The organism is Thermoactinomyces sp. CICC 10522 (assembly GCF_016055075.1).
GTDB classification, from domain to species: domain Bacteria; phylum Bacillota; class Bacilli; order Thermoactinomycetales; family Thermoactinomycetaceae; genus Thermoactinomyces_A; species Thermoactinomyces_A daqus.
The window spans coordinates 15675-31788 of sequence record NZ_JAECVY010000020.1 but is presented as its reverse complement, the minus strand read 5'-3'; the positions used below and the strand labels follow the sequence as shown (position 1 = coordinate 31788).

16 protein-coding genes and 5 pseudogenes are annotated in these 16114 nt (G+C 42.6%); 13 read left to right on the top strand and 8 right to left on the bottom strand.

Annotated elements, in window-relative coordinates; translation table 11 throughout:
- Positions 1–217: 217 nt before the first annotated feature.
- From I8U18_RS18355 to I8U18_RS15970, 5 genes and pseudogenes are all read left to right on the top strand, one after another.
- Positions 218–718 (top strand): annotated as a pseudogene (locus I8U18_RS18355) (RNA 2'-phosphotransferase).
- Between the two features lie 102 nt (positions 719–820).
- Positions 821–907, top strand: a pseudogene (locus I8U18_RS18350) (helix-turn-helix domain-containing protein); the annotation flags it as partial.
- Positions 908–1004: 97 nt separating this feature from the next.
- Positions 1005–1130, top strand: coding sequence for a recombinase family protein (locus tag I8U18_RS15980; protein WP_160173922.1), 126 nt, complete (start codon positions 1005–1007; stop codon positions 1128–1130).
- Positions 1131–1362: 232 nt separating this feature from the next.
- Positions 1363–1590 carry a recombinase zinc ribbon domain-containing protein gene (locus I8U18_RS18345; RefSeq protein WP_370589416.1) on the top strand — a complete coding sequence of 76 codons (228 nt, stop codon included), beginning with the start codon at positions 1363–1365 and terminating at the stop codon, positions 1588–1590.
- A gap of 174 nt (positions 1591–1764) precedes the next feature.
- The gene (locus I8U18_RS15970) at positions 1765–1941 is read left to right on the top strand and encodes a hypothetical protein (protein ID WP_160173923.1); all 177 of its coding nucleotides are present in this window, start codon (positions 1765–1767) and stop codon (positions 1939–1941) included.
- 375 nt (positions 1942–2316) lie between these two features.
- On the opposite strand, the pseudogene I8U18_RS18455 reads toward I8U18_RS15970, so the two are convergent.
- Together I8U18_RS18455 and I8U18_RS15965 are read right to left on the bottom strand one after the other, a co-directional pair.
- Positions 2317–2731: pseudogene (locus I8U18_RS18455) on the bottom strand (transposase); the annotation flags it as partial.
- 2 nt (positions 2732–2733) lie between these two features.
- Entirely contained in the window at positions 2734–4365 is a 1632-nt protein-coding gene (locus tag I8U18_RS15965) for a glycosyltransferase family protein (protein ID WP_198056555.1), read from the bottom strand.
- 276 nt (positions 4366–4641) lie between these two features.
- On the opposite strand from I8U18_RS15965, the gene I8U18_RS15960 reads away from it, so the two are divergent.
- The 4 genes from I8U18_RS15960 (at position 4642) to I8U18_RS15945 (ending at position 7894) form a co-directional block, all read left to right on the top strand.
- Positions 4642–5304, top strand: coding sequence for a glycosyltransferase family protein (locus tag I8U18_RS15960; RefSeq protein ID WP_033102215.1), 663 nt, complete (start codon positions 4642–4644; stop codon positions 5302–5304).
- A 15-nt stretch (positions 5305–5319) separates the two neighbouring features.
- A complete protein-coding gene (locus tag I8U18_RS15955; RefSeq protein WP_033102216.1) occupies positions 5320–6021 on the top strand; it encodes a class I SAM-dependent methyltransferase in 702 nt (233 codons plus the stop codon).
- Between the two features lie 74 nt (positions 6022–6095).
- Positions 6096–6716: a cephalosporin hydroxylase family protein gene (locus tag I8U18_RS15950; protein ID WP_052154429.1), complete on the top strand. Its 621-nt coding sequence runs from the start codon at positions 6096–6098 to the stop codon at positions 6714–6716.
- 92 nt (positions 6717–6808) lie between these two features.
- On the top strand, positions 6809–7894 hold the full coding sequence (locus I8U18_RS15945; RefSeq protein ID WP_198056556.1) for a glycosyltransferase WbsX family protein: 1086 nt from the start codon (positions 6809–6811) through the stop codon (positions 7892–7894).
- Between the two features lie 108 nt (positions 7895–8002).
- Here the strand turns inward: I8U18_RS15945 and I8U18_RS15940 are convergent, their stop codons facing one another.
- The 5 genes from I8U18_RS15940 to I8U18_RS15920 form a co-directional block, all read right to left on the bottom strand.
- Positions 8003–8575 (bottom strand): ATP-binding protein, encoded by a 573-nt coding sequence (locus I8U18_RS15940; RefSeq protein ID WP_198065042.1) that lies wholly within the window; start codon positions 8573–8575, stop codon positions 8003–8005.
- Between the two features lie 575 nt (positions 8576–9150).
- Positions 9151–9369 carry a hypothetical protein gene (locus tag I8U18_RS15935; RefSeq protein WP_198065041.1) on the bottom strand — a complete coding sequence of 73 codons (219 nt, stop codon included), beginning with the start codon at positions 9367–9369 and terminating at the stop codon, positions 9151–9153.
- Positions 9370–9528: 159 nt separating this feature from the next.
- Positions 9529–9954, bottom strand: a complete 426-nt coding sequence (locus I8U18_RS15930) for a M67 family metallopeptidase (protein WP_232336425.1) — start codon at positions 9952–9954, stop codon at positions 9529–9531.
- A gap of 220 nt (positions 9955–10174) precedes the next feature.
- Positions 10175–10744: a hypothetical protein gene (locus I8U18_RS15925; protein WP_033102220.1), complete on the bottom strand. Its 570-nt coding sequence runs from the start codon at positions 10742–10744 to the stop codon at positions 10175–10177.
- A 195-nt stretch (positions 10745–10939) separates the two neighbouring features.
- Positions 10940–12085, bottom strand: coding sequence for a BMQ_0737 family morphogenetic spore coat protein (locus tag I8U18_RS15920; protein WP_198065040.1), 1146 nt, complete (start codon positions 12083–12085; stop codon positions 10940–10942).
- 1131 nt (positions 12086–13216) lie between these two features.
- Between I8U18_RS15920 and I8U18_RS15915 the strand changes: the two genes are divergently transcribed.
- From I8U18_RS15915 to I8U18_RS15905, 3 genes are all read left to right on the top strand, one after another.
- Positions 13217–13696 (top strand): hypothetical protein, encoded by a 480-nt coding sequence (locus I8U18_RS15915; protein WP_160173926.1) that lies wholly within the window; start codon positions 13217–13219, stop codon positions 13694–13696.
- The gene (locus I8U18_RS15910; RefSeq protein ID WP_081944008.1) at positions 13647–14060 is read left to right on the top strand and encodes a DUF1360 domain-containing protein; all 414 of its coding nucleotides are present in this window, start codon (positions 13647–13649) and stop codon (positions 14058–14060) included. The genes I8U18_RS15915 and I8U18_RS15910 overlap by 50 nt, the downstream gene beginning before the upstream one ends.
- Positions 14061–14174: 114 nt before the next feature.
- On the top strand, positions 14175–15188 hold the full coding sequence (locus tag I8U18_RS15905; protein ID WP_198065039.1) for a coiled-coil domain-containing protein: 1014 nt from the start codon (positions 14175–14177) through the stop codon (positions 15186–15188).
- Between the two features lie 296 nt (positions 15189–15484).
- On the opposite strand, the pseudogene I8U18_RS15900 reads toward I8U18_RS15905, so the two are convergent.
- Positions 15485–15859: pseudogene (locus I8U18_RS15900) on the bottom strand (ISL3 family transposase); the annotation flags it as partial.
- A 123-nt stretch (positions 15860–15982) separates the two neighbouring features.
- Between I8U18_RS15900 and I8U18_RS15895 the strand changes: the two are divergent.
- Positions 15983–16111, top strand: a pseudogene (locus tag I8U18_RS15895) (transposase); the annotation flags it as partial.
- Between the last annotated feature and the right edge of the window lie 3 nt (positions 16112–16114).

Here is a 16114-nt window from a genome sequence, read left to right as displayed (position 1 = left end):
TTGGGAATGTTTGCCAACTACTATTCTAACCGAGGAATTTCACCATGGCTCAATTATTTTTCGCAGCTTCCATTTTTACACAATTATACGGACTTAACTAAACACCCTCCTATAAACATCAAAATGTTTACAAATATCAAAGTGTATTTACAATAGATTTATAAGAATAAAAACGTTCCTATATGAGAGAAGCAAATGTAAAAGAAGCGCGACAACCTTGTTCATTTGTCACATATATTCCTTTTACTTCAGGCCACGACCTTTGACTCCTGGAGATATTGCTTGGTTGACAGTAGAAAGAAGCTCATTGGTTTGGTTGCTTCAGAAACACGGGGTTCTATTAGATCGCGAAACTTTAGAACGGATAGTGAAAACGAATGAAAAGCAGCGATTCTCATTCAGTGAAGATGGCCAAAAAATTCGGGCGAATCAAGGGCATTCTGTACATTGACTTGAATTTAGAGCCCATGGAGCCACCGGATCGACTGTATCGCGGGACGGCCAGTCACTTTCTTCATCTATTCGCAAAAGGGGATTGATTAAAGGGAGTCGGCATCATGTGCATCTGTCTGGAGATCCCGTTACCGCCCGCCAAGTTGGAAAGAGACATGGATCCACAATCATACTGCAGGTTCTGGCTAGAGAAATGCATTGGGATGGGTATACGTTTTTCCAATCGGCCAATGGGGTCTGGTTAACAGATTTTGTTACAGCATGATTTTTGAGAGAAAAGTGGGAACCCAATAAATAGGGATCTTATAACTCATTGTCTGAGACATCGTTTCAAAATGAACCCGCCCAAAGTTTGCAAAAGGTACGCATCAGTTACGTCATGCAAAAGTTAAACGTCAAAGGACGCTCCCAAGCTGTCATAGAGTTGGTAAGATTGGGCAAATGGAAGATTTAGTCTGCATGTGACCCTGCCGCATTTGCAAAGAAGACAGGGGTTTTTATGTGGGGAAAAAGGCCGACTGGATATACCGTTTGTTCGGGTGGACGGATTTTTGCAAATCAATGAAGAGGAAGCCCAGGTCGTACGTCAGAAATTCGATTGGTACACAAAGGGCGGGTGGGGTTTTAAGCGGATCACCAGTGAATTGAACCGGCGGAATATCAAACCGAAGAAATGAAGGAAGTGGCAAATGACCTCGGTGTAAACGCTGATTTAAAACCCCATTTCATTGTGGGAATTTTATCTTAAATCAATATATCAAAATCAAGATCGGCGGGCGTAAGAAACAAATCCGCAACCCCTGGGAGAAATATCTGGCATTTGAAAATCATCATGTCCCGATCGTCTGGGAAAAAGCCAATCCAAGAGAAGGGAATGGTGAGAAGGTCAACATTACCTCATGGAATGATTTGCGGGGAATCTGTAAGTGCAGTGAATGCGGGTCCAATATGGTCGTTGTACAAACAATCAAAAAGCGTTCCGATGGATCCAGGAGGAAATACCGCTATATGAAATGTTCCAATTACCGCCGATCCGGAACGCATGGCTGTGTGAACCATTGGCGAGTATTGTATGAGAATGTAAGGGAATTTATCATCCAACGCCTGAAGGAAAATCGATTGCTTTCAACTTTATGAGCGAAGTGGAACAGGAAAAAAGGAAAACCAGCTCAAAGCCATTCAAAAACAAGTACAGTGGGAAGAGAAAAAGAAGCGGTGGATCTGTATTTGGATTAACTAATTGGGAAATAAGAGTTTGAAGATAAAAGAAACGAGCTGGAGGAGCAAATTCACCAACTGTAGGAAGAGATATTGATTCCGGGGCAAAAAGAATACACCCATAAGAAGGAGGAAAATATCCGGCAAGCGTTTGAAGTGCTAGAAGAGGAGAATGAGGATCTATTGCAGGTATTTCGCACGTTGTTGGATGAAGTGGTGATTTATCCGGATGGGAGGATTGATATGGTTTATTCATTTGAGAAGGTTTGATTGATGTTCATTTTTATTTGGTTGAGGAAATGTGCCTGTGGATAAAACTGAGGTTTAGACATTATTCGACGCTGATGTTGACGATGACATGCAAATCGCGGATTATCTTGTCAAAGTTAAGAAAGAAGGAATCATTGGGATTCCTGTGGAGAATGCGGATCGGTCGGTTTTGTCAAAGTGTTTGTCCTAGACCTACGAGTAAGTAGTGAACGGCCATGCTCTTCTGCGTCACGAATCAGTTCGTGTGCCGGATCTTATTCAAGCAAGTTTTTGTTATTTTGGACCATTCCCGTTTTTTGATCTTCATCGCGTCCAATCCTTCATCACCAGGTGCTTCCTCCCGGACTTTTAACACCATGTCAAGGGTTACCGCTCGTTCTGCAAGGGACGAATGTTCCAAGCTGTCACGTTGGATCTAGCTGCTCGCACAGATCTGAAACCGTTGATCTGGAAAACTCCGTGCTACACAGTTCTTCCGTAACTTTGGCTACCTACCAGGTAGAGACCCCGTTGACCCGTCTTCATCAAATCAAGACCAAGGCTCGTTCCTCCGCTGGTAGCGGGTAAACAACTCAGTTGTAAGCTTTTCCCCTGATTCGGGGCAAGCCGAGTGTGATTGTTCCTACCTATTAGTCAGTTTTGTGGTGGTAGGAGCTGTTTCGGTAGCCCTGACACTCCCCTGCTCGTTCGTATGGATTCATCGACAGTTGCTCATAGCCTCCTGAGCCTTTAAGATCTGGTTCAGAATAGATTCCAGAAATTTGGCCACTCCATCTTCTTGTGAAGATCCTTTTACAGATCATTCCGGCTGCTTCCAGTAACAATCCTCAGCATCTGGGATAACCGATGTTTGTACAGATGCATCTTGATTGTCTTCAAATAACCTCTCAATGCGATCTCATTTCTTTTTTCTTCATGCTGTAAAAAATAGTTAATTTTCTCTACACATTCCTGAGGGGAGGAAAATATGGCAATCTCTTTATCCGGAGAGTACAAATCAGGCAAATTATCCCGAAAATCCGTTAGCTGAAGGGTTTTGCATCCTGAAATTTCAAAAGTTCTGGGATTTACGGATAAGCATGAAATTTTATGGCTGTTGAGATTAAATTCATTGTCATCGTGCTGTCGATGGAGATTTAGGACGATTTTTGCTCCGTTATAATAGTTGGCCGTTTCTTCTGCGCTCACCCATGAATTTCGGATCGCTTGTTTGTAAAGGCTATAATTTTCAAGCCGTTCCCACCAATCCCCCACGATCAATACTTTTTTGCCAGCCAAAAATGGAAGGATCCGATTGAAAAAACGGATTCGGTTACGATATCCTCTACCGACAAAACAAACATCTGACTGATAAGAAGCGTTCACTTTTTTGGGGCGAAATACTGCAGGATTCATTCCGAGAGGCAGGTAATGCACTTCCGAACAGCCCAACTGTTTATAAAAAGGGATACAGTTTGACTCGATTGTGAAAATGTAGTCATAATGAGGAGCGATTTGCCGGGTTGCATCCAAAATATAAGGGTCATCCGTGAACCAGACGGCCGTTTTTACTCCTGATAATCGGGTTGTTGTGATTTGATCGGCAGAGAGATCCAAGCCATTTAACGCCAGCATCAGATCCGGTTGTATGATCCTTGCTCTTTCGACAATATCCTCTTGGGAGCTGATCGTATGCACATCGCGAACCAACTCGTGCAATGAATCAATAATCGATTCATGAATAGCGGTATAGGGTAAGAAATCTCCTGATTTTACATATAAAATTTTTAAATCCCATAACTCTTTTTCTTTGATCTTCATTTTTTTATTGTGATTGGAATGAACCGTTTCGTCAAAAGAGAATTCACTATGATTGTTTACCAACCAGTACCCGATCAAACCGGGTTCGCTGTCTGTTAATTCCTTGTCCTTATCGTCAGCGATCTGCTGTGGTGTCCTCGCATGATCCCAGATGCAGATTTTTTTGAGATAGCCTGTAAAATAACCATACGGTTCAAGAGCACCGAATAATCCTGATGCAAACACGTTGGCCCTGGGGCTGGGTTCCCCCGTTTTTTTCCACACACCATCGATATAAAGAGAAGGCGTTTTATTATTATAAACGACCGCAACATGGGTCCAATCCGTTATGGAAGTTTCCCATACCAACCTGGCAGGGAGGTAGTAGGACCCGTGTTCATAAACGCTGATCCCGTTGGTTCCTGCCGATACTCCCGCACCGGCATCATGAATTCCTCCGTGTCCGGCACCAATGACCCATTGCATTCCAAAGGGACTGGCTACCCCGCTGGAAGCTTCTGGATCAATTCGGTGGGAAGAAAGCGGTTTTACCCAAAATTCATAAGTAAATGAGTTCCGTATGTCTTTGAACAGCCGGGAGATCACGATTTTTTTATTTCCGTTAAATAGAAAGGGACTGGACATTGTTTTTCACACTCGCTTAAACAAATGATGATGATCGAACCGGATCGGATAAAACACCTATATGCAGCAGAGTTGTTCAAGGTATAGGCGTTTGAATCATTCAGTTCTTTATTGGCCGATTTTCTTAGCAAATTGAAATTCAGCGGAGAGTAAATAAAACGGGTGTTTTAAAATAGGTAAATCGTCCTTTCAATTTTTCCAAACCTCCATATATTAGTAAGTAGTTTGCTACGTAATCAATGAGAATTTATAGTATAACCCAGGAGGCTATTTACGATGAACAACAAATTTCTGTTTGTCACTTGCGTGAATGACGAGACATTATATGCGCTATGTGTGAAACATATTCAAAATCTAGATGTTCCACAGGGTTATACGATTGAGCTCTTCCCTGTTTACGGGGCGAAAGGAATGGCAGAAGGGTATAATCGGGCATTGGCCAATGATGCAAAGTATAAGATCTATCTGCATCAGGATACTTTTATCATCAACCCTCATTTTCTCCGGGAAATTCTCACTTTATTTCAAAATAACCCATTATTGGGTTTGTTAGGTTTTGCCGGCTGTAAAACGCTGCCTTCCAGTGGATTTTGGTGGGAAGGAAAAGAGTTGTATGGAAAGCTCATTGGTTTCCCCGGAAATACCTATAAACTTGAAAAATGGAAAGAAGTAACCGATGCATTTGAAGCTGTTGAAGCGGTGGATGGGTTTTTGATGGTGACCCAATATGACGTACCCTGGAGAGCTGATTTGTTTGATGGGTTCGATTTCTATGATATATCCCAATCATTGGAGTTCAAAAAACACGGATTTTTGGTTGGAGTCCCAAAACAGATTGAGCCGTGGAGCCTGCACTATCACACTAATTTCAACAATCATTTCGATTATCCGAAATATATGCATTACCATGAGATTTTCGCCCGACATTATCTTAAATAACGAGGAGGGGATTTTATGGTAGATCATCACAAACGTTTATATGAGCAAAAACCGGAATATTATTATGACGGCAATAATCCATATCTGTTAAAAAGAATCAAACCGGACGCGTCGTGTGTGCTTGATGTCGGATGTGCCAAAGGGAACCTGGGGAGTGTACTCCGTACAAGGGGAATCACGGTCTACGGGATTGAACTGTTTCCGGAGGCTGCTCAAGAAGCGGAAAAAAAACTGGACCATGTCTTATGCGGTGATATTGAAACGATCGAGTTACCATACGAACAGGGTTCTTTTGATCATATTATCTTTGGGGATGTGCTGGAGCACTTGATCGACCCCTGGGCCGTGCTGAGAAAAGTAAAACCTTTTCTGAAAAAGAATGGCTCGATTATTGCTTGCATTCCCAATATCGCTCATATCTCTATTTTGCACGACCTTCTTCTGGGGAAATGGACATATATGGAATGGGGGCTGTTAGATCAGACTCATTTGCGCTTTTTTACCTTGACGGAAATTTACAAGATGTTCCAGATTACCGGTTATTACATTACTGATCTTGAGAGAATTGTTTATCCCAATCCGCAAATGGATCCGCTCATCCATTGGCTTGACCATATCCGTTCCTCCCTGCTGAAAGACAATCCCTCGTTCGCAGTTGAAGCAAATGCTTTCCAATATGTGGTTGAAGCAATAATCAATGGAGAATACTCCGGTTGAAAAATGGATTGAGTACCTAGAACATTCCGTTAATTTTCTGATAAAAATGATGATTAGGAAGTGGATGATTTGATATGAAAAATATTATCGATTCATTTCACAATCTTTTTTATAACAGCCTGGTATGGACGAACACCTATTGGTTGGGAGTACCTGTCTTAAAATACCCCCAAGATCTTTGGATTTATCAGGAAATTATATTTGAACTAAAACCGGACCTGATTGTGGAATGTGGAACGAGTCAAGGGGGATGTACGCTATTTTTGGCGACGATTTGTGATCTGATTGGGAAAGGGAAAGTAGTCACCATCGATATTGTGGAGAGTCCGACTTGCCCTCAACATAACCGTATCAATTACTTGCTTGGTTCCTCCACTTCTCCGGAGATTGTTCAGGCTGTACAGCAAGAGGCAAAAGATGCGCAAGTGGTGATGGTGATTTTGGATTCCGATCATTCCAAGCAGCATGTTTTAAATGAATTAAAGATTTATAGCCAATTGGTGACAAAGGGGAGTTATTTGATTGTCGAAGATACAAATATCAATGGAAATCCCGTACTCCCGGGATGTGGCCCCGGTCCGAAGGAAGCGGTTGAGGAATTTATGGCAGAGAATGACCAATTTGTCATTGACTACAAGAGAGAAAAGTTTTATGTAACTTCAAACCCAAATGGATTTCTGCGCAAAATCAAATAAATAGAACCATTTTTAATCTCATCAGCATATGTACTGTTCACCTTTTGTTTTGGTGAATAAGTTGGACAATAGGGAAAATGAGGGGGGTGATGATGATAAACAGATTAACACCTAAAGTTATCGCTTTTTATTTGCCCCAATTCCACCGAATCCCGGAAAATGACCGATGGTGGGGGCCTGGATTTACGGAATGGACCAATACACGAAAAGCAGTTCCTCTGTTCCCGGGTCACTATCAGCCGAGAGAACCATACCGTGATTATTATTATTATTTAACTGATCCAGAAGCGAGACAGTGGCAGGCGAATATAGCAAGAGAATATGGAGTGTACGGATTTTGTTATTATCACTATTGGTTCAAAGGAAAGATGCTTCTTGAAACGCCATTTAATGAGGTGCTCCGAACGGGTGAGCCTGATTTCCCCTTTTGTCTTTGCTGGGCAAATCATCATTGGAGAAGAACATGGATTGATGGATCGGATCATGATGAGTTTTTGATGATTCAGGAATATGGAGATTATCCGGATTGGAAAATACATTTTGAGTATTTATTGGAGGCATTCAAAGATAAGAGATATATACGGGTAGATAACAAACCCCTTTTCAGTGTTTATGTACCGTGGCATATTGAACGACTCGATGAAATGTTCTGTTATTGGGATCAATTGGCAAAACAGAACGGCCTGGATGGGATATACTTTGCAGAGGTGTTGAGTCATTCCAATCCAAATCCACACACCAGTTCATGCATTCATGCTCGTATCGACTTTGAGCCTTTCTATACGATTGTGCAGCATCATCAGCACAATTTGGCCTCGCAATTGCTTAAACATGTAACTGGTTTTGATTCACAGGCAATTCGTCTATATGATTATGATACGGTTTGGCAAGGTATCTTAAATCGAGTACCATTACCAGACAAACCCGCTTTTTTGGGAGCTTTTATCGATTGGGATAACACCGCACGAATGGGGAAAAATGCACTAATCTTCGATGGTGCGTCTCCCGATAAATTTGGTTATTATTTTTCGCAGTTAATTCAAAAGGCGATTCAAATCAAAAGCGAATTTGTGTTTATTAATGCCTGGAATGAATGGAGTGAAGGGACATATTTGGAACCGGATAAAAGGTACGGATTTGGGTATTTAGAACAAGTAAAAAAAGCACTTCAATACTAAATAAAAAGTCCACTTTTCAAAATTAGAAAAGTGGACTTTTATGTGTTCGGCAAGTAAAAAGTACGGAAAACGGCAACCGTTTTGTACATAGTGCCTTGCCAGAATGAATTAACTAAGATTGATGGGAGAGAGCGTTTTTGAGCTGGTAACTGTCACCTGTGAAAGCCAAGATATGAGCATGGTGAACAAGACGATCCGCCGTAAGGCGGTCATCGCCAAAAACCGTATCCCATTGGCTAAATTCCAAGTTAGAGGTGCCACAACACTCAATCGCTCGTAACATTCAGACATGAGATTGAAAAACAGCTCTGACCCATCTTTGTGAAAAGGGACAAACCCTATCTCATCTATGATGAGCATATCCGAGTTGAGCAGCTCCTTCTGGAACCGATGAAGAGTTCCAGCTTGGAATCTCATTTGAAGGGTCGAGATCAGGTCGGAAACCCTGAAAAATTGGACTTTCATCCCGCGTTTACAGGCTTCTATCCCCATTGCGGTAGCAAGATGAGTTTTCCCGATGCCAACGGCACCAAGCATAATGACGTTTTCTTTCTTCTCGATGAAATCCACTCGCATCAATCCTTCTGGATTGATGCTCTCAGGAAACGTGATTGCGTCAAAGGAATACCCTTCGTCTTCATTTGAGGAAATTTCCTTGTTTATCAATTTGCGAATCCTCATTTGGTTACGTCCCCTTTGCTCAGCATTTAAAAGATCATGTAAATACTAAGTGGGATGGATTTTCAAACGGAATCGTTTCATAGACGTCCATAATGTGAGCTAAACGCATTTGTTTACACAGTCTTTGGAGTGTTGTTTTCACTTTTGTGCCCTCCATTGTTGAAGTCGATCATATCGACTGAGATCAGGTTTCCGGCCCCGTAAGATAGCAGGAGTGCGTGTTTCGAGGAAAGGCAATGGCCTGAACTCGGGATGACGAAGTTTGTAAAAGACATGTTCCAGTTGTTCAGTTTTCTCTAATTCGCTATGTAGCAATCCCTTTTCAATTTCGTCTATGTTGTAAGTCTTCAGCATGCGAATCAGCCAATCGACGCAAGTCTTACGCTGTTTTCCTTCGGAAGACAGCAAGAAGGCTTTTGTTTTATCTGGAAGGAAGGCCGGGACTGAACTGTAGCTGAGAGCCTTTGGCTTTCGCAAACACTCTGTGTTTTCCTTTGGGCTAACAAAGACAAAGGCTGCGTTGCTGTACGGATAGGAGAGAATGAGCATCTTTTGTTCTACAACCTTTCCCCCATTTACAGCTTGGAAAGACCAAAGTCAACTTGAGCTTCTCTCCCAGGATGCTCTAATCGAATATATGGCTCCACTTCCCCGATCTGAAACTCCATTTTCCGCTTCGCTACATAGTAGCGAGCAGTTCGTTCCGAGCCCTTAAATCCATATTCTTCTACCAAACGATCATAGATCCGTTTTGTTGTATGACGCTGTTTTCGGGGACGGGCTTTGTCCTCCATTAGCCAGGTATCCACTTGCTCGCGATATGGCTCCATTATGGGGAATTTTGACTGTTTCTTAAGAAGCTTGTCCTCATTTCAATTCGACAAAAAAGGCTGTTGATCCATATTTGTCAACAGCCTAATAGCAAGCTAGGATGCTTGGTTTTTTATGAGGTTTTAATAGCGGGAAATTCCATGAAGCAGGGGAAAAACTCGCGGTTTGAGAATTTGGAAACAACGGACGTTGGGAGATCTATCAGATAAGGATATAATCACATAGGCAGCTTCCGGGTAGTTGGCGTGAGCGATATCTTCCAGGGATGGATTTGGGGGAGCGGTGGGATGAGAATGATAAATTCCCACCAACTGCTCCTCTTTTTCCCTGATTTTCCGGAAAACATCTTCGACCTCCCCTGTGTCCATCTCAAACGCGTTATGGCTGTGGAGAATGTTGGTCATTGGCCAACAAGTGAATGCCGTTTGGTCCTTTCCCGACAACAATCCACACGCCTCCAGCGGTTTTTCCCGCAGACAATGGTCGATCATGGCTGTATAAACGTCAGGGTGGAAAACCAAATCATAATCGGAAGTTATCCCCCGCAACATCCCTTTCGTGGGGTTGTTTGCCTTGGCTGTTGCCCTTGGTTTGGCTGATGGACCGGACGAACGGGTTGGCCGTTTCCATTTGATGGATAATGTCGGTATTGTTGCGGCTGTGAAGGTTGAACACGGGGTCTCGGCCGATAGTTGCGCCATTGTTCCCAACGAGGATCCATAAAGAGGGTCTCCTTTCATTTCGTAAAATTATAGAAGAAGTCTGGATTTATCGTGTATATTTAAATGGATTAAAGGGTACTGTCTGCGAAGAGGATTGATTTGAGTCATAATTTCCGGCTTTTGGAGTTGCCATGGCTTGAAAAGAGATGCCTGCCATCTGGCCTGAATTGGACGGGGGTGGCTGATTGGCTAACTTTTTGGCAATTCGCCCCATGGTTTGAAAATGGCTTTCCGTCATCGCAACTCTAGGACGGTTTCTCAACCATGCGTTTAATTTGCCTTCTGTTTCCTGTAATTTTCTGTGGGAGTCCGATTCCCTTTGCTCCGATTCTGCCAATTTTTGTTGCAGTTCTTCGATTTTTCGCTCTTTTTGTTGCAGCTTACTTCGATATTCCTCGTTTTTTTGTTCATATTTGGTTAATTTCCGCTCAAGTTCCACAAGGGTTTGCTTTGTCTCTTCATGATCTCTCAAGTATTTTGCTTCTTTTTCCTGATATTCACGGATGTGTTGTTTCATCTGTTCGAGTTCGGATTGATACTCTTTTTCCTTCTTCTTATACTGATCGATCATCTCGTCTTTTTCCGTTAAAAGTTTTTTCCATTTCCACAGCATCATAACGACAAGTCCCTTCCTTTGGTTGATAGAATATAGGGTATTTATATGCAATATCATGGTTGGGAGACACTGTGGTTAATCCAGTTTCCATTCCTTCTTGCGCCTATTTGAGCAGAAAACAAGGAAATGGCTGCTGACCAAAAAAGGACAACAGCCTGATAACGGATCGTCATATCCATTTTCCCCTTTAAATCCTTACGGAGTGGGGGACGGAAAGGCATTACAGTTATTAATAACCAGATTTTGATCTGGAACAACCGTGTTTGTAGCAGTAGACGCGAAAGGACCCGTGAGTACCAAAGTCCAGGAATCTGTAGTCGCACCTTCATTCAAGGTTAAAGTGAAGGTAACATTGGGGATGGTGTTGCTGACCGGAGCAGTTGTTGTCACTGTCCCTGTTCCCGTTATGACCTGTGTTGTCGGTGTAGCCGATCCTGTCGGGGTACATGCCACAGAAGTGAAGGTATCGGCGTTAAACGTGAAGCTTTGGGTTGGGTTCGTCGTTTGATAGAAGATACTGGAGTTCGTCAAGGAGCAGTTATTGCAGATGGTCGCGTTGATTGTCTGCGTTCCGCTGGTGACTACCGTCGACCCTATGGTGAGACTACAAGTAGCACCCGAGAGGGCGGAAATTGTACAGGTATCATTCACGAAGCCCTCACAATCGCAGTTCGGTTGCGGGAAGAAATTACACTGCTCTGGGAAGGTGAGCGGCGGGCAGACAGAAGTGACCGGCGGCGTGATCGGCGCACGCGGCGAGCAGAATTTCGCCAGAACTTCCAATTTCACTGCTGCCAACACCTGAACCTCTTTACAGACAAACAGTTCGACCCCGATGGTTGACGGGAATGGTTCACCACCGACGGGGGCAGGCGTGGTGATTGTGCAATCACCGCTGATAATCCGGCAGACGAGGTTATCGTTGGTGAATTCGGGCGGGAAGCACAGGACCACTTGCCTGATGAATGGTACCGTAACCCGGATGGTACAAGTAGCCGGAGTCCCATCAGTGGTTCCCGTGAACGTCACATCAATGGGGATCTCTTGCCGCAATTTTACTAAGGAGGCGTTTACCCCATCGATGTTGATTGGGCGTCGCTCCAGAACGGTACAAACCCCATTGGTTGCGCAGGTGATGGGGAAAAACGGTTCTGTCACAAGGGAGCAAGTGATATCTGTAACAGTGGTCGGGCAACCTGCTACAGGGGTAACCGGCACGGTTGAATTAATTTCTTCCGTGAAAACAACCCAGTCATATACTTTGGGCACGCAGATACACTCAGGTGCAACGTTATTTGGAATTAGTGGCGAGACCTGAGAGCCGCGAATTGGTTTAACCATTTACAATACCCTCCTTCAACTATTAGCTCATTTTATATATACGCAAAACTTATCCCTGTCGCTTTAGACGAAGAACCATTTTCCGTAAATTAATATAAGTTAATAATTTATTCCTTTTAGAAATGCAAATCCTAATGTTGGATTGTGAGGTTTTGCGTATTGCCTTCCAGAGCGATTCGAGAGCCGTGCAATTGGGTTTAAACATTGAAACACAATTTCTTGGATTGTGTTTGTTCTCCTTTCCATCTATACGTAAAATGATTGGTTTTGGTTTAAAATCACGAGCCCATTTTATGAGGCTTAGATTGGTCACTCTCCCCCTTCCTGTTTCATACAATGAATCAGTGTAAGCAATTGAACGGGAGGGGTTATATGGACGTCCGGATTCAAGCTAACGAGGATAAAAAAAGGAATCTCCCGCACCGTTTTTTTCCAATTTACCGCTTGTTATGCGAACAGATCGGTTTTGAGACGAGATGGGATCCCAGTGAAAAACTTCTTCAGCTTACCCCGGGATTGCATGGAAAAAAGGTATTTTTGGTTTTAAACAAAAAAGATGACCAACTTACTTCAATTTTGGAAAGTATAAAAACATTTTTCAACGGAACTGGTGTTAAGTTTATCCAACTAGATCCCAACAAACCGGCTTTCAAGAATGGGGAGATTATGCTTCAGCTTACAAAACTGGTTCATCATTCTTCATCTCACCCGCGTTTTCATATCTTCTATAGCCGGGGGGGGAGAGGAAAATTTTGGGCTCGTACTTTTCACCGCGAATTTAAGGTGCATGGGTTCACTGCGCAGATGAAAAGAGAACTGAATCAGCATCCTATTCCCAAAGTGGATTTGCGCTGCCAATTTCCTCAAGAAGGCGAAAACGAAGCAGGCGAACTTAATGAAAAAATTGCGGTAATTCTCTCTTCGGCCTTGCTGAGGGGAATGACGAAGGGGAACTTGCTCGCCCTGTTGCCGTATGTTTCTATTGAAAATATACGTTTAATTTTTCCTGGAATTGGAAATTTGTTTCCGGGATCAGAATCGTCTTTGAGTACTCCAATGAAGGATACCGGATCTCCAGTAGATGAAGAACAACCAGATCAAATGGTTTCACCTTCCACTCAGGCGGCTTTCTTGCCAGAATGGGGGGCAGATGTTTATTTCGATTATCAAGTGGTTGTTCCCGATTCCGATACGGATCCCTATCTCATTTTTGGAAGCATGGTTATGAAAAATACGGGAAGGTCAGATTTGATTGATCCGATCATTTGTCTCCAAGTGAATCCGACCGAAGGGGCTCAGTTGAAAGGGCAGATCGTTCCACCGAAAATGGCGGATACTTTGGCTGTGCAAGGATTTAATGGTGACAGTGCTACAGGCTGGCGGTACCTTGAGGATGATTGGATGAAAAAGGTGAAGGAACGGGGAGAGTATTGGATTTGTCCGATTCAGCCCTTGCGGATAGCTCCGGGGGAAATGGAGTCGTTTTCCAACTTCCAACTTTCCGTTCCGAAGCCTGAAAAAGGAAGGACGATCACCATACAAGGGATCCTTTTCTTTAAAGATGGCAACTTTCAAGTACCAACCAGCAATCGAATCACGATATCCTTTTGATAAAGGAGAGATTCCATTGTCAGCGATTTCATGGTTCCATTTTGTTGTTTTGATCTTGGCTTCTTTTCGTCTCACTCACCTAATCGTTTTTGATGAAATTACGTCTGTGATTCGGGAACCGTTTGTGAAAATCACATACGAACCGGACCAATCGGGACAGGTGATTAGACAAGTCAATATCATCGGCTCGGGATGGCGACGCTGGATGGGAATGTTATTAAGTTGCCACTGGTGTGTAGGAGTATGGTCTTCTCTCTTCCTTGTAGCGTTATACATTTGGATTCCGGCCTCTTTTCCCCTGCATCTTATCTTGGCGGTCGCCGGTGCTTCAGCCTTCATAGAGTCCAGGCTGTATTTCGGATGAAGTGGGAAATGGCAGGGAAGGGGGCTTTTTAGCTGGAGTGCATAGGTTTTATTTTCATATTACATTTTCTTTGTCATATAAATAAATGAATCTATATGTTGAGGTGAATAATGAATGGATGAGAAAAAACGGATTTCTCATTCAATAAACGCATATAAGAAAAAAATCCAGTACTTAAGTCACGTGATCAAAACGTATGAATCAAAGATAGAGAAATATCGAAATTCTTTGGCTAAGTTGAAAGAAAATTTGGATGAATTCTACCAGAAAGAGAATACTTTCAGACAAATGTTGGCGCAAAGAGATGAAGTAGTAAACCAATACAAAGCAAAGAAGATGGAACTTGAAGAGGAGTTGCAACTAACAAATAAAGTTTTGTCCGAGTATAAAGAAAGAGAAGCAGAGAAAAATGCAATCATTCACCGTTTGCAGGAACAAGAGAGGGAATGGAAAAGGGAACTGGAGCAAAAGGGACAGATGGCTCAGCGGTTAAAGTCATTGGAAATGGCTTATCAAGGGAAATCTGAACAGTTGAAAGTAATTCGACAAGAGCTTCAGGAGCGGGAAGAGGAAAAGAACGACTTACTTCAGCGACTTCAGCAGAAAGAGGAAGAAGTAAAACAACTGCAGGAAGAGAGAGAAAAAGAGCGGTGGCAGTGGCAAGAGAAAGAAAAGGAAAAAGATCAAACGATCCGGCGTTTGCAGGAACAAGAGAGGGAATGGAAAAGGGAACTGGAGCAAAAGGAGCAGATGGTTAAGCAGTTAAAATCGCTGGAAAACATTGTGAAACAGAATGAGTGGATTAAACAAAATCGAGCAATTCAATCTGAACAAGATGGGATACAAGCAGATCTTGATCAGAATCAAATGGCCGACGATTCGTCTTGGATTCAAATGTACCAAAACTGGTCCCAGGGGCATGAGACAAAAGGAGATAGCAATGAAATAGAAGCGGCAGTTTCTAAAGATCAAAGAAAAAATCCTCCAACAGCCGATTCATCTTTATCAAAAAAACAATTTCATTTGCCCCCTGAATTCCAAGTTGATCCAAATCAGATCACCAAGTTTTTACGTCAACATCAAACACCCTATGAAAATCATTTTTTGGAGCGTTTTAAAAAGAAATAGTTTTTGCAGTGGGGGGGTAAGACTTCCGCGAACGGGAATTCCCCCTAAGAATGGATGATGTAAATGGCTTTGTACTCACTTAGTTCCTTTTGCTTTTTGCGAAGCAAAAGCTCTCTCATGCGAAATATGGTCGATGAACACAAAAGAATCGCAATCAATTGTCCGTAAAGATGACATTCAAGCCGCTCACTGTTACCGATGGCGTATAATTGGCTCTCCCGCACTTTTGATGAAACCACTAGAGGCCTGTCATCATTCCCAAGCAGTTTTCAAAAAAATGTAAATTAAATTATTGCTTATTCTTGATAAAGAACTCGATTACGAAGTAAATCAAAATTTGCTCGCCCATACATTTGACTTTTAATGAGTTTTAAACGATGGATATGTCCTTCAACCAACCCATTACTCCATTCAAGACTGAGAGAGGCATACACAGCGTCAAAATCACGTCGAATCCCTAAAACAAAGCCTTTTAACTCCTGTATTCCGCATATTTCTGCTTTTTTAATCCAATCTTCAAGTTGTTTAGCTTGGCGGCTATCCATAATATCCCGAAAGGATTGCACGAGTTTATGTATTGTTCTAATATTTTCATCTGATTCTAGTATTAGTCTTAATATTTCTTTTTCTCCCTCTGAAAGATCGCTTTCTTTCTTCCATATGACCCCCTCGCAGTGGGAGGGGACAGCTTGTCGACAAAGTCTGTTATCGCAGACAGGTCGACAAGCTTTTTTAGTCGAATCATATTAGTAGAAAATTATCAAATGGGGGATTTCTTGTGTTATCCAACGTTGATCCAATATTTATTTGGCATTCGATCCATGAGGCAAACCATTAAGGAGATTGAAACCAATGTGGCTTATCGTTGGTTTCTTGGTTATGGACTCACAGAAAAAATTGTAGTGCGCCCCTATTTGTCAACAGAA